The following is a 22648-nucleotide window of genomic DNA, read 5'->3' on the forward strand; positions in this document are numbered from 1 at the left end:
CGTGACCGAGGAGAGTGACATGACCCCAGAAGCCGCCAGCCAGCAGACCGAGGCGCTGTGCCGTCTTGCCCCCGTGATCCCGGTGCTGACCGTCAAGGACGCCTCGAAGGCCGCAAAGCTGGCCGAGGCCCTCGTCAAGGGCGGCCTGCCGGTGCTGGAGGTGACCCTGCGCACCCCCGCGGCCCTCGACGCGATCCGCGAGATGGCGCAGGTCGAGGGCGGCCGCGTCGGCGCGGGCTCGATCCTGACGCCCGACCACGTGGCGCAGGTGCTGGAGGCCGGGGCCACCTTCGGGGTCTCGCCCGGCTCCACGCCGAAACTCCTCGACGCGGCCGAAACCGCGGGCCTGCCGATGCTGCCCGGCGCCGCCACTGCCTCCGAGGCCATGGCCCTGCTGGAACGCGGCTACCGGGTGCAGAAGTTCTTCCCGGCCGAACAATCCGGCGGCGCGGCGGCGATCAAGTCGATCGGCGCCCCCGTGCCGCAGGTGCTCTTCTGCCCCACCGGCGGCGTGACCCCGCAGAACGCCCCCGGCTACCTCAAGCTGGCCAATATCGCCTGCGTCGGCGGCAGCTGGGTCGCCCCCGAGGCTCTGATCGAGGCCGGGGACTGGGCCGCCATCGAAGAGCTTGCCCGCACCGCCTCCCAGCTCGCAGCCTGACATCCACTGTTCCAAAGTATCCTCGGGGGTGAATTGCGGGCATAGCCCGCAAGAGGGGGCAGACAGCCCCCTTTCCCCCCGGAGAGGGCCCCAGACCGCTCGCCGCAACGCCCCTTCACCGTGCCAGCGTCTAAGCCGCCGTTTTGGCTATTGCCGCCGCCCGCGCCATCCCCCGCGCCGCCGTCCCGTGACCGTCAGCCCGGTCTGGCCGTCGCGCAGGATGGCCGTCATCGGATGGTCCGGCGCGGCGCTGCCGTAGCGGGCCAGCAGGGCCGCCAGCGCCGCCTGCAGGTTCGCGCCCTCGGGCAGGGACAGTGCCCAGTCCATGAAGACCGACCGGCATTCCTCCGTGCCGATGCCCTCGATCCGGTAGGCCTCGCGGATCAGCGCCTTGGGATCGTCCCTGTCGCCCTTCATGGTTCCCTCCCTCCCATTCTCCATGACCCCGGTCATGCCGCGCCCCCGTCATCGCCGGGCCGCTCCGCCCCGGCGATCGCCCCCGGCTCCAGCGCCAGCGCCGTCCCGATCCGCCCGGCCGCCGCGGCGCAGGCCGCCTGCAGCCGCGCCTCCAGCGTGGCGATGTCCTGCGCCCCGGTTTCCCGCAGCAGGAAGGCCCGTCCGCCCTCGCCGATCGCCTCCGGGTCGAGCGGCTTGTCACTCAGCAGCTTTGCCACCTGCCCGATCCGCCAGCACAGACGATAGGCCGCGCGCAGATCGGCGCCCGCCTCGGCCGGGAGCCAGCCGATGCGCTCCGCCGCGGCCAGACCCGCTTCGAGGCTGCCCGAGACCTCCTGCCCCATGAGCGCGGCCGCCTGCACGGCCAGTTCGATGTCCTGGTTCCGCCCCGGGCCGACCTTGACGTCCCATGGCCCGGCGGAGGCCTTGGCCCGGGCGATCCTCTCGCGCATCTCCGCCAAGGCGGGCAGCACCTCCGCCGGGGCCCGGCCCTGCCCCAGCACCTCGGCCCTGAGCGCGGTGACCGCCTCGGCGAGCCCGGGATCGCCACACATCACCCGTGCGCGGGTCAGGGCCATATGCTCCCAGACCCAGGCCTCGCCGCGCTGATACTCGGTGAAGGCCGCAAGCGAGGTCGCCACCGGGCCCTGGTTGCCCGAGGGCCGCAGCCGCATGTCGACCTCGTAGAGCCGCCCCTCCGCCATCTGCGCCGAGAGCCCGGTGACAAGCGCCTGCGTCAGCCGTGCGTAATAGGTCCGCGCCGCCAGCGGGCGCTTGCCCTCGGAGCTTTCCACCCCGGCGGCGTCGTAGATCACGATCAGATCGAGGTCGGAACGCGCATTCAGCCGCCCCGCCCCCAGCGAGCCCATGCCCACCACCACGGCCCCGCGCCCCGGCGGCGGACCGTGGCGGCGCGCGAAATCGGCGACCACCACGGGCCAGAGCCCGCGCAGCACCGCTTCCGCGAGGTCGGCATATTGCATCCCCGCTTCCTCGGCCTCGATCAGCCCGCGCAGGTGATGCACGCCCACGCGGAAGTGCCACTCCTTCAGCCAGCGGCGGGCGGCATCCAGCCGGGTCTCGTAGTCGCTCTCGTTTTGCAAAACCGCCGTCAGCTCTTTGCAAAGCGCCTCCAGCCCCGGCCAGGGCGCAAAGAACCGCCCCCCGATCACGGCGTCGAAGACGGAGGCATTGCGCGACAGGTAGCGCGCAAGGTCCGGGGCGGTGCCCACGATATCGCCCAGCAGGTCGATCAGCTGCGGGTTGGCCTCGAAGAGCGAGAAGACCTGCACCCCCGCGGGCAGCCCGGCGAGGAACCCGTCGAGCGCCAGCAGCGCCTCCTGCGGATGGGCGGCGCGGGCCAGGCGGGTCAGGATCTCGGGCTTGAGCCGTTCGAAGATCTCCTGCGCGCGGGACGACCGCAGCGCCGGATAGCCACGCCAGCGGGCGATCACTTCGGCGTCGTAGGTGGGCATCTCGCAGGGCTCCGCCGGGGCGGGCCGTCCGCCGCCATTCTCCTCGCCGGCAAAGAAATGTTCGACGATCTCGTGCACCTCGGTCAGCCGGGCGCGGATGTCCTGCGCCAGCTCCGCCTCCTCGCGGCCCATGAGCGCCGCGATCCGGGCCAGCCCCTCGCCGCCCGAGGGCAGCGCATGGGTCTGGGCGTCGTTCACCATCTGCAGCCGATGCTCCACCTCGCGGTGCGCGCGGTAATGCCCGGTCAGCGCCTCGGCCACTTCGGCGGGCACCCAGCCCTTTTCGGCCAGGGCCGCAAGGGCGGGCACGGTGCCGCGGATGCGCAGTTCGGGATCGCGGCCGCCTGCGATGATCTGGTGGAACTGGGTGAAGAACTCGACCTCGCGGATGCCGCCCCGGCCCAGCTTCATGTTGTGGCCGTCCAGCGTGATCGGCCCGTGCAGCCCCTTGTGATCTCGGATCGCGCGGCGCATGTCGTGGGCATCGCGGATCGCCGCGAAATCCAGATGCCGCCGCCAGACGAAGGGCCGCAGGTCGTCGAGGAACCGCTGCCCCGCCGCAAGGTCGCCCGCGCAGGGCCGCGCCTTGATATAGGCCGCCCGCTCCCACGTCCGCCCGAGGCTTTCATAGTAGCGCTCCGCCGCCTCCATCCCGACGCAGACCGGCGTGACCGAGGGATCGGGCCGCAGCCGCAGATCGGTGCGGAAGACATAGCCTTCGGCAGTGATCTCGCTCAGCGTGGCGGCCATGCGCCGGGTCGCGCGGATATAGGCAGGCCGGGCCTCGAGGAAGGCATCGGCATCGAAGCGCCCCTCGTCGTAGAGCACGATCAGGTCGATGTCGGAGGAATAGTTCAGCTCCCGCGCGCCGCCCTTGCCCATGGCCAGCACGACCATGCCTGCGCCATCTTCCAGCGCGGCCTCGTCCATGCCGGGCAGCTTGCCGCGTTTCATTTCCCGGGCGAGCGCCGCCTTCAACGCCACGTCGGTGGCCAGATCTGCAAAACCGCTCAGCCGGCCGGTCACCTCCTCCAGCGCCCAGACCCCGCCGAGATCCGCAAGCGCGGTCAGCAGCGCCACCCGGCGCTTGCCCTGCCGCAGGGCGCTCTCGACGTTGTCCTGCCCCGGCAGGTCGGCGTGAAGCTGATCCAGCGCCGCCTCGGGATCGTCGAAGGCCCCGCGCAGCCACTCCGCCTCGCGGTGCATCAGGCCGAGGAGATAGGGGCTGCACCCGCCGGTGCCCTCGATCAGCGCGACAAGCTCCGGGGCGAGATCGGGCAGCAGCGCCCGCGCCTCCGCGCCCCTCTCGGGGTCGAAAGGCCGGGGGCAACGGGTCATGCGGGCAGCGAATGTCATGGCCGGAAGATGCGCCGGGCGGCAGGGCTGGTCAACAGCGGCCCGACACGGAATAACGGGCGCGACCAAGGGGCACGGAGCCCCACGAGACAGGGATGCCCCGCGCCCCTGTCCTGCCCGACACTGAAGGAGACGCAGATGAGCAAGAGCAAGGCCCGCGTGGCCCGCGCATTGGAAGAGGCCGGCATCGCGACCGAGATCGCGGATGTGGGCAAGGCGCGCACCGCGCAGGAGGCCGCCGACTCGGTCGGCTGCGAGATCGACCAGATCGCCAAGTCGATCATCTTCCGCGGCGAGGCCTCGGGCGAGGCGATCCTCTTCCTCACCGCGGGCGGCAACCGGGTGGACGGCGCCAAGGCCTCGGAGCTGGCAGGCGAAGAGCTGGGCAAGGCCGATGCGGCGCTGATCCGTGCGCAGACCGGCTTTGCCATCGGCGGTGTGGCCCCCGTCGGCCACCTGAACCCGATCCGCGCCTTCCTAGACCCGCGCCTGCTGGAGTTTGAGACGATCTGGGCCGCCGCGGGCACGCCGACCCATGTTTTCCCGATGAAATCCGCCGAACTGGCCCAGCTGACCGGCGCGCAAGTCTCTGATTTCACGTCATGATCCACCTTATGTAAAAAACATTTACTTCGACCCTTGCAATGCGGGGGCGCCATCCCGATCTAGGAGATGTGAAAGACATTCACATCAACCAACGGAGAGAACCGAGATGACCCCCGCAACTGCCCCTGCCTATGCAACCCAGCCCATGGGCTGGCTCGGCAAGGCCGAAGCATGGCTCGACAGCAAGGGTAAGGGAGCCTGGATCGCCGCAATGGTGCTTGGCTTCATCTTCTTCTGGCCTGTCGGCCTCGCCCTTCTCGCCTACATGATCTGGAGCAAGAAAATGTTCAGTAAGTCCTGCCGCCGTTCGTCGTCTTCCGACATGCGTCGCAGCGCCTACACGGCGATGCGCTCCAGCGGGAACAACGCCTTCGACGCCTACAAGGCCGACATGCTGCGCCGGCTCGAAGACGAGCAGAAGAGCTTCGAGGACTTCCTCGAGCGTCTGCGCGACGCCAAGGACAAGGCCGAGTTCGACCAGTTCATGGACGAACGCGCCAAGAAGGCCGCAGCCGAGCGTGACGCCGCCCCGATCCGCGACGAGGAAACCGCCTGAGGCCCTGACGTCCACGCACTGGCCCCCCGATCTCAGCGGGGGCCACGGCCACCGCGCCCGCCCCTTGGGCGCACCCAAGACCTGAAACGGCACCACCGGCCGGCCCCCCTGCGGGGCCGGCGCGGCCCCTGACCTCCCTTCCTGCCCAATGATGACGAAAGGCACGTTGACCCCGATGTACCCCAGCTGGACCCTGCCCGATCCCGACACACAGCCGGATTTCTATTCCGACACGCCGGTCAAGCGGCTGATCGCATGGCTGGTGGACACGGTGCTGATCGCCCTGATCTGCGTGCTGATCCTGCCCTTCACCGCCTTTACGGGGCTGTTCTTCTTCCCCTTCCTGATGCTGGTGGTGGGCTTCTTCTACCGCTGGTTCACCATCGCCTCGCGCTCCTCGACCTGGGGGATGCGGCTGATGGCGGTGGAATTCCGCCGCGGCGACGGGCAGCTCTTCGATGCGGGCACCGCCTTCCTGCACACGCTGGGGCTGACGGTTTCCTTCGCGCTGCCGGTGTTGCAGCTGATCTCGGTCGCGATGATGCTCTTCTCGCCGCGCCGTCAGGGCCTGACGGACCACATGCTGGGCACCGTCGCCGTGAACCGCCGCGCCGTCAGCTGACACCGCTGAGCCCTGAGACATGCAAAGCCGCTCCCCCGGGGGCGGCTTTTCGTTGCACCCCAACCGCTTCCGACTGTCCCGGCCCCCACCACGCAGGCCCTGCCGCTTGCCACCCCAGCCGCTTCGGATGGTCCCCGCGCGGGACAAGGCCGCAGGCCGCCGCGCATCGCCGGCGCGCCCCCACGCGGCGGCGATTTGGTGAGGCTGGGCGGTCGCTTTCTAGGGAGCGGCGAGCTTGGCAGAGATAAAGTGGCAGCCAGAAAGGTCCGGATCGCCCCCGCGCGCGCCGTCGATGCGCGGCTTCGTGGGGGTCTCCGGCGTTCGGCATCGTGGCGACTTCTGGCGTTCAGCTTCGCACCGACACACAGGCGGGTTTCCGCAACTTCCCCGTGGTCACGGCGCGACACGCCGATCACATCCGCCGTGAGCGACTTTACTCCCCGCCGTCGGGACATAGCTCCTGCCACAACCCGGCGCCGCCCCGCGCCTCTTTCCCAAGCGCCTTTCCGCAAGGTCCGCCTCCCGGCAGCAATCCGCCGGTTAACCATCTTGGCGGATCGGAATGGCGCTGTTATCGTTTTGTCGTAAACCGGTAGATGAGATGCGCCACACTCTTCCCCTCGCCCCTCAGTTCTACGTGACCGCGCCCCAGCCGTGCCCCTATCTCGAGGGCCGGATGGAACGGAAGCTGTTCACCGCCCTGCAGGGCGACAATGCCACGCGGCTGAACGACTGCCTGTCGAAGCAGGGCTTCCGCCGATCGCAGAATGTGCTCTACCGGCCGTCCTGCGCCGATTGCACCGCCTGCCTCTCCGCAAGGGTCAACGTGGCCGAATTCACCGCGACCAAGAGCCAGCGGCGCGCGATCAAGCGCAACACCCGGCTGGAGCGGCGCGCCAGTTCGCCCTGGGCAACAGAGGATCAGTACGCGCTCTTCCGCGAATACCTCGACGCCCGTCATGCCGACGGCGGAATGGCCGACATGGATATCTTCGAATTCGCCGCGATGATCGAGGAGACCCCGATCCGCACCCGCGTCGTGGAATACGTCGACCGCGAGACCGGCGCGCTGACCGCCGTCAGCCTGACCGATGTGCTCGATGACGGGCTTTCGATGGTCTATTCCTTCTACGATCCGACGCGCCCCGGCGACAGCCTCGGCACCTACCTGATCCTCGACCATATCGAGATCGCCCGCGAGGCCGGCCTGCCCTATGTCTACCTCGGCTACTGGGTGCCGGGCTCTCCCAAGATGGGCTACAAGGCCAAGTTCAAGGGGCTTGAGCTCTACGTGCAGGGCCGCTGGGAGAAGATGCAGGATCCCTCGCGCTATTCCTCGGAAACCCATCCGCTGAAGGTTGACCCGATCGCGGAACAGGTGGCGAATATCTCGCTGCCGGACATGCGGACCAGACCCTGACGCATGGCGCCGCGGGTGAATCGGGAAACGGCTGAACATTACGTCTGGGGCGGGCTCTGCGACGGCTGGCGCCTGCTGGACCGGCCCGGGCTTCAGGTGATCGAGGAGCGTATCCCGCCCGGCGGATCGGAGCATCGCCACCGCCATGGCGAGGCGCGGCAGATGTTCTACGTGCTGGAGGGGCTGCTCTCCCTCGAAATGGAGGGCACGCTGCACGAGCTGGTCACCGGCGACGCGCTGGAGGTGCCGCCGGGTGCGGCACACCGCGCCTTCAACGACGGTGCCGAGGCGGTGCGGTTTCTCGTGATCTCCTCACCCTGGACCCGCGAGGATCGCGAGCCGGCCTGAGAGTGGGCTGCCGGTATCTGCTGCGCCCCCAGTGGCAGGGGATGCGGGAGCGCGGTCAAATGTCTCGACTCTGACAAAGGCCGCTCGGAAGAGCCTCAGCCCCCCGCGGCGAAAGCATCCTGCCTCGGCGCCCGCCCGATGTATCGGGACGGAACGCCATCGCTCATCACATCACCGAACCGCCCCTTCCGCCTGTCCCCGCGCCCGTCCCGTGGGGTGGGCGCAATCGCGCCCGCCCTGGGGGGCGGGTCGGGCGCGGCCCAAGCGAAGCTTGGGCGGGAGTGAGACGGTGAAGGATGCAAGGTGGGAGAAAGACAATCGGCGGCCTCGCGCGGTTTGACGAACAGTCGCGCCGCGAGACCGAGCCTTCTCAAAACGAAAAGGGCCGCGGCATCTCTGCCGCGGCCCCTGTCTTCTCCGGTCCGATCAGTTGCCGATCAGGTCCGGTACGATGGTCACGATCCCCGGTGCGAACCACAGCAGGGCCAGCCCCAGCACCTGGATCAGCACGAAGGGCACGATCCCGCGGTAGATATGGCCCGTCGTCACGCTCGCCGGGGCGACACCGCGCAGGTAGAAGAGCGCGAAGCCGAAGGGCGGCGTGAGGAACGAGGTCTGCAGGTTCACCGCGATCATGATCGTCACCCACTTCGGATCGAAGGTGCCGCCGTAGATCACCGGCCCCACGATCGGGATCACGATGTAGATGATCTCGAGGAAGTCGAGCACGAAGCCCAGCACGAAGAGCACCAGCATCACGATCAGGAAGACCGTGAACTCGTTGTCGAAGCTCTTCAGGAACTGCTGGATGTAGTGCTCGCCACCGAAGGAGATCACCACGAGGTTGAGCAGCTGCGAGCCGATCAGGATGGTGAAGACCATCGAGGTCACCTTGGCCGTCTCGCGCACCACCGGCTTCAGCACCGCCGTGCTCCAGAGCACCCAGCAGGAGTAGAAGAGACCGAAGGCCGCGTAGAGGAAGGCCGCATAAGCCACCACGAAGGCGATCCAGCTCTCGGCGCTGACGCTCTCCTGCGTGATCCGCAGGTCGAAGTTCACGCCCACGAGGATCATCACGATCACCGCGAAGGTGGCGTTGATGATGACCTTGCCGCTTTCGCCCAACTCCCGCTTCTTGCGGTAGGCCGCCAGCATCAGCGCACCGGCCGCACCGAGCGCCGCAGCGGGCGTCGGGTTGGTGATGCCGCCGAGGATAGAGCCCAGCACCGCGACGATCAGGATCAGCGGCGGGAAGACCACGCGGATCAGCTCGTTCTCGGCCAGGCGCGCCGCGGCGTGCTTGCAGCCCCAGAGCGCCACCGCGACCGGGATCGCGAGGATGACGACCGTGGCCCCCGAGGTCATGTCGGGCGTGATGAAGAGCACGTCGAGCAGCGCCGCAACCAGCACCCCGCCGAGGCCGATGGCCAGCGGCTTGGGATCGGCCAGCGGATCGGCCCCACGCGCGGTGGTCAGGATCAGCGCCAGCGTCAGCAGCAGCACGGCCACGCCGGTGCCGATCGGGGCGGCCGCGGCCAGCTTGGCGGCGCGGGCGGCTTCGATCTCTTCCGGCGTCAGGCGATGCGCTTCCTGCACCCCGCCCGAGGCGGCGATGGCTTCGGCCTCCTGCACGGCGATGTTCCATGCATCCTGCCCGTGCAGCGCGATCATCGCTTCGCGGCAGCTGTCCGAGACGTTGGTGCGCAGCGAGGCGACCTGCCCGGCCTCCGAGAAGCTGTCCACCGCAAGGCTCTGCGAGCCGACGATGCCCACCTGCCCCAGCAGCACCACCAGCGCGACAAGCGCCACGGGCACGAAGAGGAACCAGGTCAGGCCTTCGCTGCGGGTGATGGTCTTGCCACCCGAGGCTTCGATCTGCACCGCGGGCGCCTTGGACGGGTTGAAGAGCGCATAGCCGAAGGCATAGGCGGCATAGAGCACCGCCAGCAGGATGCCCGGCAGCATGGCCGACTGGAACAGCGTGCCCACCGAGACCACCGCGGGCTTGCCGAGGTAGGTCAGCGCGTCGCTGCAGCCGACGGTCTGGGCGCGGGCTTCCTGCGCCTGGCTGTAGAGGTCACCGGCCAGCGTGCCCAGAAGGACGATCACGATGGAGGGCGGAATGATCTGCCCCAGCGTGCCCGAGGCCGCGATGACCCCGGTGGACAGCTCGGGCGAGTAGTTGTTGCGCAGCATGGTGGGCAGCGAGAGCAGGCCCATCGTCACCACGGTGGCCCCAACGATGCCGGTGGAGGCCGCGAGGAAGGCGCCCACGACGACGACCGACACGGCCAGACCGCCCGGCAGCGGGCCGAAGACGCGCGCCATGGTGGTCAGCAGGTCGTTCGCGATCTTGGAGCGTTCCAGCGTGATGCCCATCATGACGAACATCAGCACCGCCAGCAGCGTCTCGATCGACTGACCGGCAAGCACGCGCTCGTTGATCCGGTTCACGATGAAGCTGACGTTCCGGTCCAGCGCCACGTCCCAGCCACGGTCAAAGACCGGCTGCGCGATCCTTGGCAGATCGGGGTAGCGGAAGATCGAAATTGCATCCGGGTGGATGCCGCTGTCGGTCAGCTGGCGATACAGGTCCGAGGACGTGTCGATCGCCTGGTGGATCAGCAGGCCCGAACTGTCGAGCGCGGCAATGATCCCGAAGGAAATGGCGCCCGCACCACCGATGGCAAAGGCCACCGGGAAGCCGGACAGGATCCCGCCGAAAAGGCACAGGAAGACGATAATCAGGCCGATCTCGACCCCATCAAGTCCGAAAAGCATGTCTCAGGTCCCCTCAGTGCGTGCCTTCGTAGGCTTCTTCGCCCTCGCCCAGCGTGTCGCGGTCGAGGTACTTGTTCTCGCTTCCCTGCCCTTCGACGAATTCGCAGAAGGAGCGGTAGAAGAAGGCGATGGCGTGGATAAAGACCATGGCTGCAAAGGCGCAGAGCAGGATCTTGAACAGGAAGTAGGCCGAGAAGCCGTTCGGGCTGAAGCCGATGGTCTCGACGTTCCAGCGCAGGGCGCGGGACTTGGCCAGCAGCCGGTCGAGCTGATCGGAGGCCGAGGGTTTCGGCACGATCAGGTGCCGCCAGAGGAAGAACCAGCCGTACATCCAGGTGATCGTGGCAACCGGCAGCATGAAGATCAGCGAACCGATCATGTCGACCAAACGCTTGCCGCGGAACGACAGCCCCGAATAGACGAGGTCCACCCGCACGTGGGAGCCCTGCACGAAGGCGTAGGACACGCAGAGCGCCACGACCATCGCGTTGTAGAGCTTCAGCTCTTCCGACCACCAGCTCATGTCGAAGCCGATCGGCACGCCGAGGCCGAAGACCAGATCGGGCCGCGCAAAGATACGCTGCACGAAGACGATCAGCACCTGCTGGATCACCATGATCAGGCCGGCCCATGCGATGAAGCGCCCCACCGTGTTGGCAAAGCCTTCCAGCAGCCGGACCATGCCCCACATGAAGGGCCGGTGGAACACGCCGATCGCGGTCAGGATCAGCACGAAGGTCAGCACGACGAAGAAGAACTCCACCGAGCCGCCGTAGTAGACGAACCGCATGACCGCCTGATTGTCCGACCAGTTCAGCCACATCTGCGGATGTGTCACCGCATAGCCGAAATTGTAGAACGCCATGCCGATGTTCTGGATGAACCACCAGATGCCGCTCGCGATGGCGCCGATGACGCCCGTGCCGCCCGTTTCTTCCATCGTCCCCGCCTTCCCTGACGTGTCAGTCTTGTTGACGCAGCGTCGGGTCCGAGTGCGTCAATTGAAGAAGGCCCCGTCTCGCCGGGGCCTTCGCTGATCTCAAGCCTTTCGGCGGATCAAATTCCCAGAACGCGGTTCCGCTGCTTGGAGTAGGCGCCTTCCGAGGTGGAAATCCACGCGGCCGAGGCCTTGAGCCACTGCATGTAGCTTTCGTAGCATTCGGCGTAGAGCGGATCGTCCATGGGCTCCTGCACCACTTCGGCCGAGGCCGAACCGAAGGCGTCCCAGACGCTGTCGGGGAATTCCATGATCTTCACGCCGCCGGACTGCAGACGCTGCAGGGCCGAACCGTTGTTCGCCATGAAGAGCGACATGGTCCAGTTGTTGCCGGCACGCGCCGCCTGCTCGACGATCTGCTTCTGGAACTCGGGCAGATCCTCGAAGAGGTCGCGGTTGAGCGCCAGCGACAGGCCGGGGCCCGACTCGTGGAAGCCTGCGGTGTAGTAGGTCTTGGTGATTTCCTGGAAGCCGGCCTTCTCGTCCGCCCAGGGGCCGATCCACTCGGTCCCGTCGATCGCACCCGAGGACAGCGCCTGGTAGACTTCGCCACCGGGAAGGTTCTGCACCGAGGCGCCCAGCTTGCCCAGCACCTGGCCACCCTGGCCCGGCATCCGGAACTTCAGGCCCTGGAAGTCTTCCGGACCGTTGATTTCCTTGTTGAACCAGCCGCCCGACTGCGGGCCGGTGTTGCCTGCCATGAAGGTCTTGAGGCCGAAGATCTCGGAGACCTGATCCTGCAGTTCCTGACCGCCGCCATGGTAATACCAGTTGTTCAGTTCCTGGTAGGTCATGCCGAAGGGGATGTTCGAGAAGAACGACAGCGCCGGATGCTGGCCGAGGAAGTAGTAGTCCACGGCGTGGTACATGTCGGCCTGGCCCGAGGACACGGCGTCGAACACCTCGAAGGCGCCCACGAGTTCGCCCGCGGCCTTCAGTTCGACGGTCAGCTGGCCGTCGGTCATGGCGGTGATGGCGTCTGCGCAGTACTGCGCGCTGTCATGCACACCGGCGAGGCCACGGCCCCAGGTGGTGACCATGGTCAGGGTGCGCTTGCCCTGTGCGTAGGCCGGTGCGGCCAGAGTCGAGGCTGCAGCTGCGCCGCCGCCCAAAGCGGACGTTCTCAGAAAGGAACGACGATCCATATTTTCTCCTCCCGGTAGGTATTGCCCCCGCTGTGGCGGGTGCGGATCGGTTCGATAGTGGGAGGACACTAGCGAGACATTTGGCACCGGAAAATACCTAGTACTACGTAGCGGCGCAACTTTCGGGCAGTTTACCCAGCGAAAGGGAGACGTTTCTTGCCGGCAGAAGGCCGCCTATACACTGGCTCCTACACTGGCTTGGTCGCATGGGGTAGTCTTCGCTCGAATCACACATGGCGCGTTTTTTCTCTCTCCGACGGCTCAGCTATGGCCAGAAGCTCTTCCTTCTGGCGACGCTTCCGCTGATCCTTGCCGTCTCGGCCATTGCGCTGATGGTGGCCCAGCAGTCGCGCGCGCTTGCCGAACGCGAGATCGCCACGCTGGAACAGCGCCTGCTGGCCGCCAAGAAGCAGGAACTGCGCAACTACGTGACCCAGGCGCGCAACGGCTTCTACGCCACCTACAATTCCGCGCCCTACAACTCCGAGGACGCCCAGACCAAGGTGCTGCAAATCCTCGCCGCCATGATCTATGGCGACGAGGGGTTCTTCTTTGTCTACACCTTCGACGGCACCAATCTCGTCTCGCCGCGCCAGACGGACATGATCAACCAGAACTGGTGGGATCTGACCGACAGCGAGGGCACCCCCGTCGTCCGGGACTTCATCGAGACCGCGCGGCAAGGCGGCGGCTGGGTCGAACACCTCTGGCCCAAGCCCTCCACCGGCGAAGAGGAGCGGATGCTGACCTACGTGACCTCCCTGCCCCAGTGGCAATGGGCGATCGGCACCGGGGTCTTCATCGACGATGTGCTCGACACCGTTGCCGCCTCCCAGACCGAGATGCGCCAGAGGGTGCGGCGCACCTTCCTCTATATCGGGGCGATCACGCTGATCGCGCTGATGGCGGTCTTTGCCTCCGGCATGGTGATCAACATCCGCGAGCGGCGGCTGGCGGATGCCAAGCTCAAGCGCCTCACACAGAGGGTCTTTGACGCGCAGGAGGAGGAACGCGGCCGCGTCGCACGCGAATTGCACGACGGGATCAGCCAGCTGCTGGTGGGCGTGCGCTACGCGCTCGACGCCGCCAAGCGCCGGATGGCGGCGGGCGATCCCCGCGCGGGCGAGACGCTGGACAAGGGGATGCAGAGCCTCGGCGATGCCATTCAGGAGGTGCGCCGGATCAGCCGCGACCTGCGCCCCGGCGCGCTCGACGATCTGGGCCTCGGCCCCGCGATCAAGACGCTGGTCGAGGATTTCGGTAGCAGAACCGGGATCGAGACGGCCTTTTCCACCGTGGTCTTCCGCAATCGTCTGGACAAGGACAGCAAGATCGCGCTCTACCGCATCGCGCAGGAGGCGCTCACCAATATCGAGCGTCATTCGGGCGCGACGAAGATCGAGGTGGACGTGCGCGGCACCCGCACAGGGGCAAGGCTGCACATCGCTGACAACGGCCACGGCCTGTCCGCCGAGGTGCGCGAGGGACGGTCCACCGGGCTTGGCCTGCGCAACATGCAGGAACGGGTCGAGCAGCTCGACGGGACGCTCGACATCCGCTCCGGCCCGAAGGGCACCGAGATCACGGCCTTCGTGCCGCTCTCGCACCTGCTGGAGCCGAACCGCGACGAGGCGCGGCAGGAAAAGGGGAAGGACGCCACATGACCCAGAGCAAGACCCGCGTCGTCATCGTCGACGATCATCCGCTGGTGGCCGAGGGCATCGTCTCAATCCTCGAAAGCTATGACGACATCACGGTGGTGGCCGCCCTCTCCAGCGGGCGCCAGATCGTCGACCGGGTGGAGGAGCTGGCCCCCGACGTGGTGCTGCTCGATCTCAACATGCCCGAGGTCTCGGGCCTCAACGCCTGCGAGATCATCCTCGAGAAGCGCCCCGAGACGCGGGTCCTCGTCCTCTCCATGCACGACAGCCCGGAGTATATCACCTCCGCGCTCGAACATGGCGCGGCGGGCTATGTGCTGAAGGACGTGCCCACCGAGGAGATCAAGCAGGCCATCGACGCGGTGATGCGCGGCGAACGCTACCTCTGCACCGGCGCCAAGGTGGGGCTGGAGCCGAAGGACGGCACGCGCGAGCAGCTCACCAACCGCGAACAGTCGATCCTGCTGCTGTTGGCGCAGGGCCAGTCCAACAAGGAAGTGGCCCTCGCCCTCGACATCTCGGTCCGCACGGTCGAGACGCACCGCAAGAACATCAAGCGCAAGCTCGGCATTTCCTCGACCGCTGGGCTGACGCGCTATGCGCTCGAACACGGGGTGCTGCAGGGGACCGGCCGGGTCTTCTGAGCCGCTCGCCCTCGCAAGGGCCATGCTCCGGCGGCCACAGCCGGAAGTTTCTTGTCCGATCACAGATTTGCCATTCGCGCGCGAGCGCCCGATCTCCTACCGATTCCGACAGGATGGGAGACCCCGATGCCGAATCGCGACCGCAAGACCTACACCGACGCGAACCGCGCCGCCTGGGAGGCCTCGGCGCATCTGCATGGCACCGGCGAGGACTGGGAGGCGCTGCTCGCCTCCGCCAGCCTGCCCGGCTTCTCCACCTTCGACCCCTGCCTGACCGCGACGCTCCAGCAGATCGGCCTCTCCGGCAAGCGGGCGGTGCAGATCGGCTGCAACAATGCGCGCGAACTGCTGTCGCTGGCCGCCTTCGGGGCGGAGCCCGCACTCGGCATCGACCAGTCCGCAGCCTTTCTCGCACAGGGCGCACAGCTGGCCGCCGCCGCGGGCCTCGCGCCACTGCTGCTGGAGGCCGACATCTACGATCTGCCCGCAGGCGACCTCGGCCAGCATGACCTCGCCCTGATCACCATCGGCGTGCTGAACTGGATGCCCGACCTGCCCGGCTTCTTCCGCGCCGTCGCGGGGCTGATGGCCTCCGGCGCGCATCTCGTCATCTACGAGACCCATCCCTTCCTCGAGCTGTTCGATCCCGCCAGCGAGACCCCCCATACCCCTGCCTTCAGCTACTTCACCTCCGCCCCCCAGACCGTGACCGAGGCCATCGCCTATGACGGGCAGGACCACGGCGCAGGCGAGACAGGCTATTGGTTCATCCACACCATGGGCGCGATCCTCACCGCCATGGCCGGTGCGGGCCTGCGCCTCGAAACCCTCACCGAACACCCGCATTCCAACCGCGAGCCGGAGTACGACCTCTACGAAGGCCGCCCCGCCCAGATCCCCATGAGTTACACCCTCGTCGCCCGTAAGGCCTGAGCCACTCCCCCTCTCCCTGCCCCCGCCCCCTCAGTCGCGCGCGGAAAATTCTTCGAAGAATTTTCCCAAGAATTTTCGAAAATTCTTGCTCGCCCACCGGCAAACGCTCCGCGAATTTTCGAAAACGTCGAGACGCCACGCAACAACGCAACTTTCGCAAAGATTTTTTTCGCCGCAGGACAGAATTTTTCACGCAAAGGCGGTTGACGCCCCGTTCGCCCGCTTCTAATGTCCGCCCCGAATGAGGAGTCCCCCGATGACCGCACTAGTCATTATCGTAGGAGTTTGGCGCATGGGCCGGTAAGACCGGTTGTCCCATTTGGTACCCCATGCGCCCCCGGATCACCTCCGGGGGTTTTTTCATTCCCGAAACAGCAGTTCACGAGAAGCGCCCGACACGGGGCAGTGAGACGGAGAGAAGCGATGACACGGCAGATGACCGGCGCGAAAATGGTGGTTCAGGCCCTCAAGGACCAGGGCGTGGACACGGTATTCGGCTATCCCGGCGGCGCCGTCCTGCCGATCTATGACGAGATCTTCCAGCAGAACGGCATCAAGCACATCCTCGTCCGCCACGAGCAGGGCGCGGTCCACGCCGCCGAAGGCTATGCCCGTTCCACCGGCAAGCCGGGTGTCGTGCTCGTCACCTCGGGTCCGGGCGCGACCAATGCGGTCACCGGGCTGGCGGATGCGCTGCTCGACTCGATCCCGATCGTCGTCATGAGCGGCCAGGTCCCCACCTTCCTCATCGGCTCGGACGCCTTCCAGGAGGCCGATACCGTCGGCATCACCCGCCCCTGCACCAAGCACAACTGGCTGGTGAAGGAGACGGACGACCTGCCGCGGATCATGCACCACGCCTTCCATGTCGCCACCACCGGCCGTCCCGGCCCGGTGCTGATCGACATTCCCAAGGACGTGCAGTTCGCCACCGGCGAATACGTCGCGCCGCCGAAACCCTCGACCTATCGCTACAACCCGCAGGTCAAGGGCGACATGGAGGAGATCACGGAACTGGTGGCCGCCCTCGAAGTGGCCAAGAAGCCGATCTTCTACACCGGCGGCGGCGTCATCAACTCGGGCCCCGCGGCCAGCCAGCTGCTGCGCGAACTCGTCGATGCCACCGGCGCGCCGATCACCTCGACGCTCATGGGCCTTGGCGCCTATCCCGCCTCGGGCAAGGCGTGGCTGGGCATGCTCGGCATGCATGGTCTCTACGAGGCCAACATGGCGATGCACGATTGCGACCTGATGATCTGCGTCGGCGCCCGCTTCGACGACCGGATCACCGGCCGCATCGACGCCTTCAGCCCGAACTCGCTCAAGGCGCATATCGACATCGACCCCTCGTCGATCAACAAGGTGATCCACGTCGACATGCCGATCGTCGGCGACGTGGCCCACGTGCTTGAGGATATCCTCAAGGTCTGGAAGGCCCGCGGCCGCAAGACCAACCGCGAGGCGCTTGCCAAGTGGTGGAAGAAGATCGACGAGTGGAAGGCCGTGGACTGCCTGAAGTACAAGAACTCGGACACGATCATCAAACCGCAGTACGCGCTGCAGCGGCTTGAGGCGCTCACCAAGGGCCACGATCGCTACTTCACCACCGAGGTCGGCCAGCACCAGATGTGGGCCGCGCAGTATCTCACCTTCGAGGAGCCGAACCGCTGGATGACCTCGGGCGGCCTCGGCACCATGGGCTATGGCGTTCCGGCCTCGGTCGGCGTGCAGCAGGCCCATCCCGAAAGCCTCGTGATCAACGTGGCGGGCGAGGCCTCGTGGCTGATGAACATGCAGGAGATGGGCACCGCGGTTCAGTTCCGCCTGCCGGTCAAGCAGTTCATCCTGAACAACGAGCGTCTCGGCATGGTGCGCCAGTGGCAGCAGCTGCTCCACGGCGAGCGTTACAGCCAGTCCTGGTCCGAGGCGCTGCCCGATTTCGTGAAGCTCGCCGAAGCCTTCGGCGCCAAGGGGATCATGGTCTCCGATCCGAAGGACCTCGACGATGCGATCATGGAGATGATCAACTACGACGGTCCGGTGATCTTCGACTGCCTCGTCGAGAAGCACGAGAACTGCTTCCCGATGATCCCGAGCGGCAAGGCCCACAACGAGATGCTGATGGGCGATGCCGCGGCCACCGATGCCATCACCGGCGGCGGGGCGGCGCTCGTCTGATCAGGTCTGACCGAGGCCGGGCGATGCATGTCGCCCGCCCCCGGCAGGAGGGTTCACCGTGTCAGGACTTCGGGAAAATCAGGGTCAGCACCGCGCGGAAGGTCACCCCTTCGGCGCCGCTGTCCGGGCCCTCGGCGATATAGCCGATGCCGCCACCGATGCTCATCGGCTGGTTCCCCATGGTGAAGACCTTGGCAACCACGGCATTGATCGGCACCGTCCACTGGTCGTTCGTCCAGTCGTAGGTCGTCTCGGTGTTCAGCGTCATGCTGACGCCGTTGTCGAAGGCGTAGCTGGTGAAGGGCTGAAGGAAGGTCTGGTTGATATCCACCGGCCCGTCGCCCACGCGCCAGACATGGGAGGCAAGCCCGCCCACGGTCCACGGACCGGACTGGCGCAGCACAACGCCGGTGAGGCCCGCGGCAAAGGTATCGGCGGAGAACCCGTCAGAGCCGGTGGGCAGCAGGAAGGCCGGGCCTACGCCCCATGTCAGCCCGTTGGTCGAATTCTTCGGCGAGAAGAAGAACGACTGGGTGATGTCGCCGAGGCCGGTGTCGTCATTGCCGGGCAGATCGTTGAAGACCAGCGGCACGATGGTGCGGGAAATCAGGTTCCAGCCATTGCCGAGGTCGAAGGGGATCACGGGCTGCACGTTGAGCGTCATCCGCTCGCCGTCGTCGTTGGGGCCGATGTTCTGGTTCCAGTTGAACTGGAACGGCACGCTCACAAGGTCGGCGACCGGGTTGGCGAGCTGCTTGGCAAGGTCGGTGTCCTGCGCGAAAGCCGGCGCGGCGAGGCCGAGGCAGGCAAGTGCGGCGGCACAGGTCGAACGGAAGACTGGGGTCATGGCAAGTCCTTGAACTCGGAAAAGAAACTTTCAGGCGCAGGGCGTTGGAGACATCGCCCTGTGGCGCGGGGAAAATCGGTTGCAACCTCAGCGTGCGTCCGCTCTTCCCTTAAGGCAACAGAAAACTTCCACCGGAAGACAACCCTGAAGACAAGGAGCCACCCATGTCGGCACTCAAACTGAAAAAAGGGTCGACCAAGCATTCGGCCTACAACCTGCGCCCGACCTTCTCCGATGTGATCGAGACGCACACGCTGGCCGTGCTGGTGGACAACGAGGCCGGGGTTCTAGCCCGCGTGATCGGGCTTTTCTCCGGCCGGGGCTACAACATCGAAAGCCTCACCGTGGCCGAGGTTGACCACACCGGCAAACGCTCGCGGATCACGATCGTGACCAAGGGCACGCCGCAGGTGATCGAACAGATCAAGGCACAGCTTGGCCGCATCGTGCCGGTGCACGAGGTCCACGACCTGACCGTCGAAGGCCCCTCGGTCGAGCGCGAGCTGGCGCTGATCAAGGTCGCCAACGAGGGTGAGAAGCGGGTCGAGGCGCTACGGCTGGCCGACATCTTCCGCGCCAACGTGGTGGATTCGACGCTCCAGAGCTTCGTCTTCGAGCTGACCGGCACGCCGGACAAGATCGACGCCTTCGCGGAGCTGATGCGCCCCCTCGGCCTGGTCGAGCTGGCGCGCACCGGCGTCGCCGCCCTGTCGCGCGGCGCGAACTGATCCGGGATCGGTAGACCGGGACACCGGGCCGCCTTGACGCGGCCCGGCACTCCCACCTTCAACACCTGTCGCAAGCAGACACGAAAAAGCCCGTCCGCGGTTCACCGCGGGCGGGCTTTGTCATTGTGGGCCTCCCTGCCCCTCCGATCCGAAAACAGTGTCGGAGGAAGCGTTGAAGTGCCTCAGCTGGTGGTGCCGGCGATCTCGCACGGCCGGGTCTTGGCCGTTTTGCGTCGCGGGGCGAAGGGCAGGACGATCGCGCTGCCTTCCTCGCCTTCGGGGCGACTCACTGGCGGGATATTCACCTTCTCGGAGGCCATGTGGTTGGCCTCCTGAAGGCGGGTCGCCAAAGTCGGATATTGCTCCTCCGCCACGATCCGCGGGTTGCGCGCCCGACGCATCACCCTGTCTTCGGTGAGGTCGAATTGCACCAGATCTCCCGCGTCGAGACCGATTCCGTCACAGAGTTCCCCGTCAGCGGCACTGAAGTACGCCAGATCGCCATGATCCTCGCACCAGATCACGGCCTTTCGGTCAGAACTGTCGCTCCAAAGGACTACGCCAAACATCTCAAGCCTCTGCAGATGCACTACTTTCCCCCACATCGTTACTTTCTGTGAAAGATCTGCTTTCCAACATTCCCCAATCAGTGTCGGGGCAATTGATTTTGTGACGAGTTTGATAAATACTGGCGCTATATCACATCACACCTGACGCCAGTCAGCATCAAAAAGTCACCCTTGCAGTGCTACACACACCTAAAATACACGTAGAACGTGAGTTACACAGGGAAAAGCGGCCCTTGAAGAAGCCTACGTCGAGCCATGGGTCGGACTCCGCCGTCGATCCGGTGGAAATCCGCGGAATATTTGGCGCGAACCTGCGTCTTCTCTCGGGGCAATATCCTTCGATTGCCGGCCTGTGCCGGGAACTCGGGATCAACCGCACCCAATACAATCGCTATCTCTCGGGCGAGAGCTTCCCGCGGCCCGATGTGCTGCATCGGATCTGCGAGTTCTTCAACACCGACGCCCGCATCCTGCTGGAGCCGGTGGAGGCGCTGACGCCGATCTCGGCCGACCTGCTCAACCATCCCGAGATCTCGGAATACCTTGGCCGGAATTCGACCGAGGTGACGCAGGACATGCTGCCCGACGGGTTCTACCGCTTCTCGCGGCGGTCCTTCGTGGATGAGACCATGGCCGCCCTCGGGCTGGTCTACGTGTTCCGCAACGACGGTTATACCTTCGTGCGCGGTTACGAGGCCAAGGAAGCCATGGCCCAGCAGGGCCTGCCCGTGGACGCCGCAACCCGCGAGTTCCGCGGCATCTTCCTGCGGCAGGAAGAGGGCGTGGCCGCGCTGATCGCCCGCAAGGGTGCGATCACCTGCTCGTTCAACTTCCTCTGCAAGGTGCCGACCTTCGAGAACAACTTCTGGGAAGGCTACGTGACACGGACCGTGCGCGAGAGCCTGACCAGCCAGCGGGCCACCCGCATGGTCTACGAACACCTCGGGACCAACATGCGCTCGATCATGACCACGGCGCGGGGCACAGGCCTCGTCCCGCAGGAACAGCTGCCCCAGTTCCACCGCCGCCTGCTGCGGCTGGATCAGGCCTTCCGCTGAGCGGAGATGTCCCGGCCCGGCGCCCCCGTGATGTGATGATCAGGTGGTGGCTGCGCCGGCCCCGGGACAGATGCCCCGAAAACCGCCCCTCAGGGGGCGGTTTTGCTTTTGGCGGTCCGTGACGTAGGGACAGGTGACTTGCCCCGTCCCGGGCCCCTCTCAGCCCTCTTGGCGGGCCATGGCGCGGCGGGCCGCAGGCGCTCCCCTGCCCGCCGATGCCGTCAGGCCGGCACCGCGCCCTTCAGCGCCATGAACTTGCCAAGCCGCTCCAGCCCTTCCAGCATGTCCTCGGTCGTCGAGGCATAGGAGAAGCGCAGCGTATGCGCGCCGCGGTCCGGGTCGAAGTCGAGCCCGGGGGTCACGGCGACGCGGGCCTCGTGCAGGATCTCGCGCGCGAAGGCGAGGCTGTCATCCGTCAGGCCCGAGACATCCGCGTAGATGTAGAAGCCCCCGTCCGGCGGCGCGATCCGGTCGAAGCCGATCTTGGGCAGCCCCTCCAGCAGCAGCGCCCGGTTGCGAGCATAGGTGGCGCGGTGGGCCTCCAGCTCCTCGGTGGCATCGAGCGCCGCGAGGGCCGCCACCTGGCTGGCATGGGTGGCACAGATGAACATGTGCTGCGAGAGCTTCTCGACCCGGTGCACATGGGCCTCGGGCAGGACCATCCAGCCGATCCGCCAGCCGGTCATCGAGAAATACTTCGAGAAGGAATTGATGACATAGACGTCGTCACCGAATTCCAGCGCGCTCACGGCCCGGTTCTCGTAATGCAGCCCATGATAGATCTCGTCCGAGATGAAGCCGATACCCGCCTCCTGCGCGGCCTGCATCAGCCCCTGCATTGCCGGGCCGTCCAGCATCGTGCCGGCCGGGTTCGCCGGCGAGGCCACCAGCATCCCGTCGAGGCGGTGCGCCGCGATGTCCGCGGGCACCGGCTGGTAACGGTCCTCCTCCCGGGTTTCGATCAGCACCGGATCAAGGTCGAGCGCCTTGAGGATCTGCCGGTAGGACGGATAACCGGGCGAGCCGATGCCGACCCGCGCGCCACGATCGAAGAGCGAGGTGAAGGCCAGCGAGAAGGCCCCGGAGGAACCCGGCGTGACCAGCACCCTCTCGGGGTTCAGGTCCACGTCGTACCATTCGCCATAGAGTTGCGCGATGCGCGCGCGCAACTCGGGCAGGCCCGGCGTGACGGTGTAGCCCATGGGCGCGCCGTCCTCCATCGCCTGCGCCACGGCGCGGCGGGCGGCCTCTGGCGCGGGCGTGCCCGGCTGGCCGATTTCCATGTGGACGATGTCGATGCCCGCGGCCTCCATCTCGGAGGCCTCCTTGGCGATTTCCATCACAATAAAGGGATCGACCGTGCCCCGGCTTGAAACCCGCATGTACTCCTCCGACACTTGCTTTCGGTGGACAGCTTCCCGCGTTTCACAGGATTATCGAGATATGTCGTCGGCCCCTGCCGAACATCTGAACCATGTCCCCGCGCCTCTTGAGGGGCGCCGCCGTCTTGCCCATCCCTTCTGCCCGTTGCGTCGGCAAAGGGCAACCGGGTCACCGATATGTCACGGTGGGTCCGGTTGGCATCGCCGCCCCGATATGCTTTCTGC

At 66.5% G+C, this 22648-nt stretch carries 20 protein-coding genes; 12 read left to right on the forward strand and 8 right to left on the reverse strand.

Features of this window, described 5'->3' with window-relative positions; all coding sequences use genetic code 11:
* The first annotated feature begins 19 nt into the window (after window positions 1–19).
* Window positions 20–661, forward strand: a complete 642-nt coding sequence (gene eda / locus LCM32_RS11335) for a bifunctional 4-hydroxy-2-oxoglutarate aldolase/2-dehydro-3-deoxy-phosphogluconate aldolase (protein ID WP_224821180.1) — start codon at window positions 20–22, stop codon at window positions 659–661.
* Between the two features lie 147 nt (window positions 662–808).
* Here eda and LCM32_RS11340 read toward each other — a convergent pair whose 3' ends face one another.
* The gene (locus LCM32_RS11340) at window positions 809–1078 is read right to left on the reverse strand and encodes a hypothetical protein (protein ID WP_224821181.1); all 270 of its coding nucleotides are present in this window, start codon (window positions 1076–1078) and stop codon (window positions 809–811) included.
* 32 nt (window positions 1079–1110) lie between these two features.
* Window positions 1111–3948 carry a bifunctional [glutamate--ammonia ligase]-adenylyl-L-tyrosine phosphorylase/[glutamate--ammonia-ligase] adenylyltransferase gene (gene glnE, locus LCM32_RS11345; RefSeq protein ID WP_224821182.1) on the reverse strand — a complete coding sequence of 946 codons (2838 nt, stop codon included), beginning with the start codon at window positions 3946–3948 and terminating at the stop codon, window positions 1111–1113.
* A gap of 138 nt (window positions 3949–4086) precedes the next feature.
* Here glnE and LCM32_RS11350 point away from each other — a divergent pair, with 138 nt between their 5' ends.
* The 5 genes from LCM32_RS11350 (at window position 4087) to LCM32_RS11370 (ending at window position 7500) form a co-directional block, all read left to right on the forward strand.
* The gene (locus LCM32_RS11350) at window positions 4087–4554 is read left to right on the forward strand and encodes a YbaK/EbsC family protein (RefSeq protein WP_224821183.1); all 468 of its coding nucleotides are present in this window, start codon (window positions 4087–4089) and stop codon (window positions 4552–4554) included.
* 106 nt (window positions 4555–4660) lie between these two features.
* On the forward strand, window positions 4661–5110 hold the full coding sequence (locus tag LCM32_RS11355) for a DUF2852 domain-containing protein (protein WP_224821184.1): 450 nt from the start codon (window positions 4661–4663) through the stop codon (window positions 5108–5110).
* Window positions 5111–5285: 175 nt separating this feature from the next.
* The gene (locus LCM32_RS11360) at window positions 5286–5732 is read left to right on the forward strand and encodes an RDD family protein (protein WP_224821185.1); all 447 of its coding nucleotides are present in this window, start codon (window positions 5286–5288) and stop codon (window positions 5730–5732) included.
* A gap of 601 nt (window positions 5733–6333) precedes the next feature.
* Window positions 6334–7152, forward strand: coding sequence for an arginyltransferase (locus LCM32_RS11365; protein WP_224821186.1), 819 nt, complete (start codon window positions 6334–6336; stop codon window positions 7150–7152).
* Between the two features lie 3 nt (window positions 7153–7155).
* Entirely contained in the window at window positions 7156–7500 is a 345-nt protein-coding gene (locus LCM32_RS11370; protein WP_224821187.1) for a cupin domain-containing protein, read from the forward strand.
* A 426-nt stretch (window positions 7501–7926) separates the two neighbouring features.
* On the opposite strand, the gene LCM32_RS11375 is transcribed toward LCM32_RS11370, so the two are convergent.
* The 3 genes from LCM32_RS11375 to LCM32_RS11385 all read right to left on the reverse strand — a co-directional run bounded on the left by LCM32_RS11375 (window position 7927) and on the right by LCM32_RS11385 (window position 12423).
* Window positions 7927–10281, reverse strand: a complete 2355-nt coding sequence (locus LCM32_RS11375) for a TRAP transporter large permease (RefSeq protein ID WP_224821188.1) — start codon at window positions 10279–10281, stop codon at window positions 7927–7929.
* Window positions 10282–10294: 13 nt separating this feature from the next.
* Complete coding sequence (locus LCM32_RS11380; protein ID WP_224821189.1) at window positions 10295–11221, reverse strand: TRAP transporter small permease subunit; 927 nt, start codon at window positions 11219–11221, stop codon at window positions 10295–10297.
* 116 nt (window positions 11222–11337) lie between these two features.
* Complete coding sequence (locus LCM32_RS11385; protein ID WP_224821190.1) at window positions 11338–12423, reverse strand: TRAP transporter substrate-binding protein; 1086 nt, start codon at window positions 12421–12423, stop codon at window positions 11338–11340.
* A 233-nt stretch (window positions 12424–12656) separates the two neighbouring features.
* Here LCM32_RS11385 and LCM32_RS11390 point away from each other — a divergent pair, with 233 nt between their 5' ends.
* The 4 genes from LCM32_RS11390 to LCM32_RS11405 all read left to right on the forward strand — a co-directional run bounded on the left by LCM32_RS11390 (window position 12657) and on the right by LCM32_RS11405 (window position 17839).
* Entirely contained in the window at window positions 12657–14087 is a 1431-nt protein-coding gene (locus LCM32_RS11390; RefSeq protein WP_224821191.1) for a cache domain-containing protein, read from the forward strand.
* On the forward strand, window positions 14084–14728 hold the full coding sequence (locus tag LCM32_RS11395) for a response regulator transcription factor (protein WP_224821192.1): 645 nt from the start codon (window positions 14084–14086) through the stop codon (window positions 14726–14728). The genes LCM32_RS11390 and LCM32_RS11395 overlap by 4 nt, the downstream gene beginning before the upstream one ends.
* A 126-nt stretch (window positions 14729–14854) precedes the next feature.
* Window positions 14855–15661: a class I SAM-dependent methyltransferase gene (locus tag LCM32_RS11400; protein ID WP_224821193.1), complete on the forward strand. Its 807-nt coding sequence runs from the start codon at window positions 14855–14857 to the stop codon at window positions 15659–15661.
* A 423-nt stretch (window positions 15662–16084) separates the two neighbouring features.
* Window positions 16085–17839, forward strand: coding sequence for an acetolactate synthase 3 large subunit (locus LCM32_RS11405; protein ID WP_224821194.1), 1755 nt, complete (start codon window positions 16085–16087; stop codon window positions 17837–17839).
* 61 nt (window positions 17840–17900) lie between these two features.
* Here the strand turns inward: LCM32_RS11405 and LCM32_RS11410 are convergent, their stop codons facing one another.
* Window positions 17901–18686 carry a transporter gene (locus LCM32_RS11410; RefSeq protein WP_224821195.1) on the reverse strand — a complete coding sequence of 262 codons (786 nt, stop codon included), beginning with the start codon at window positions 18684–18686 and terminating at the stop codon, window positions 17901–17903.
* Between the two features lie 164 nt (window positions 18687–18850).
* Here LCM32_RS11410 and ilvN point away from each other — a divergent pair, with 164 nt between their 5' ends.
* A complete protein-coding gene (ilvN, locus tag LCM32_RS11415; RefSeq protein WP_224821196.1) occupies window positions 18851–19414 on the forward strand; it encodes an acetolactate synthase small subunit in 564 nt (187 codons plus the stop codon).
* A 182-nt stretch (window positions 19415–19596) separates the two neighbouring features.
* Here ilvN and LCM32_RS11420 read toward each other — a convergent pair whose 3' ends face one another.
* Window positions 19597–19938, reverse strand: a complete 342-nt coding sequence (locus tag LCM32_RS11420; RefSeq protein ID WP_224821197.1) for a hypothetical protein — start codon at window positions 19936–19938, stop codon at window positions 19597–19599.
* A gap of 278 nt (window positions 19939–20216) precedes the next feature.
* On the opposite strand from LCM32_RS11420, the gene LCM32_RS11425 reads away from it, so the two are divergent.
* On the forward strand, window positions 20217–21041 hold the full coding sequence (locus LCM32_RS11425; protein WP_224821198.1) for a helix-turn-helix domain-containing protein: 825 nt from the start codon (window positions 20217–20219) through the stop codon (window positions 21039–21041).
* Between the two features lie 221 nt (window positions 21042–21262).
* On the opposite strand, the gene LCM32_RS11430 is transcribed toward LCM32_RS11425, so the two are convergent.
* Entirely contained in the window at window positions 21263–22423 is a 1161-nt protein-coding gene (locus tag LCM32_RS11430; protein ID WP_224821199.1) for a pyridoxal phosphate-dependent aminotransferase, read from the reverse strand.
* Window positions 22424–22648: the final 225 nt, after the last annotated feature.

This window comes from Pseudooceanicola nanhaiensis, assembly GCF_020171315.1.
Taxonomy (GTDB): domain Bacteria; phylum Pseudomonadota; class Alphaproteobacteria; order Rhodobacterales; family Rhodobacteraceae; genus Pseudooceanicola; species Pseudooceanicola nanhaiensis_A.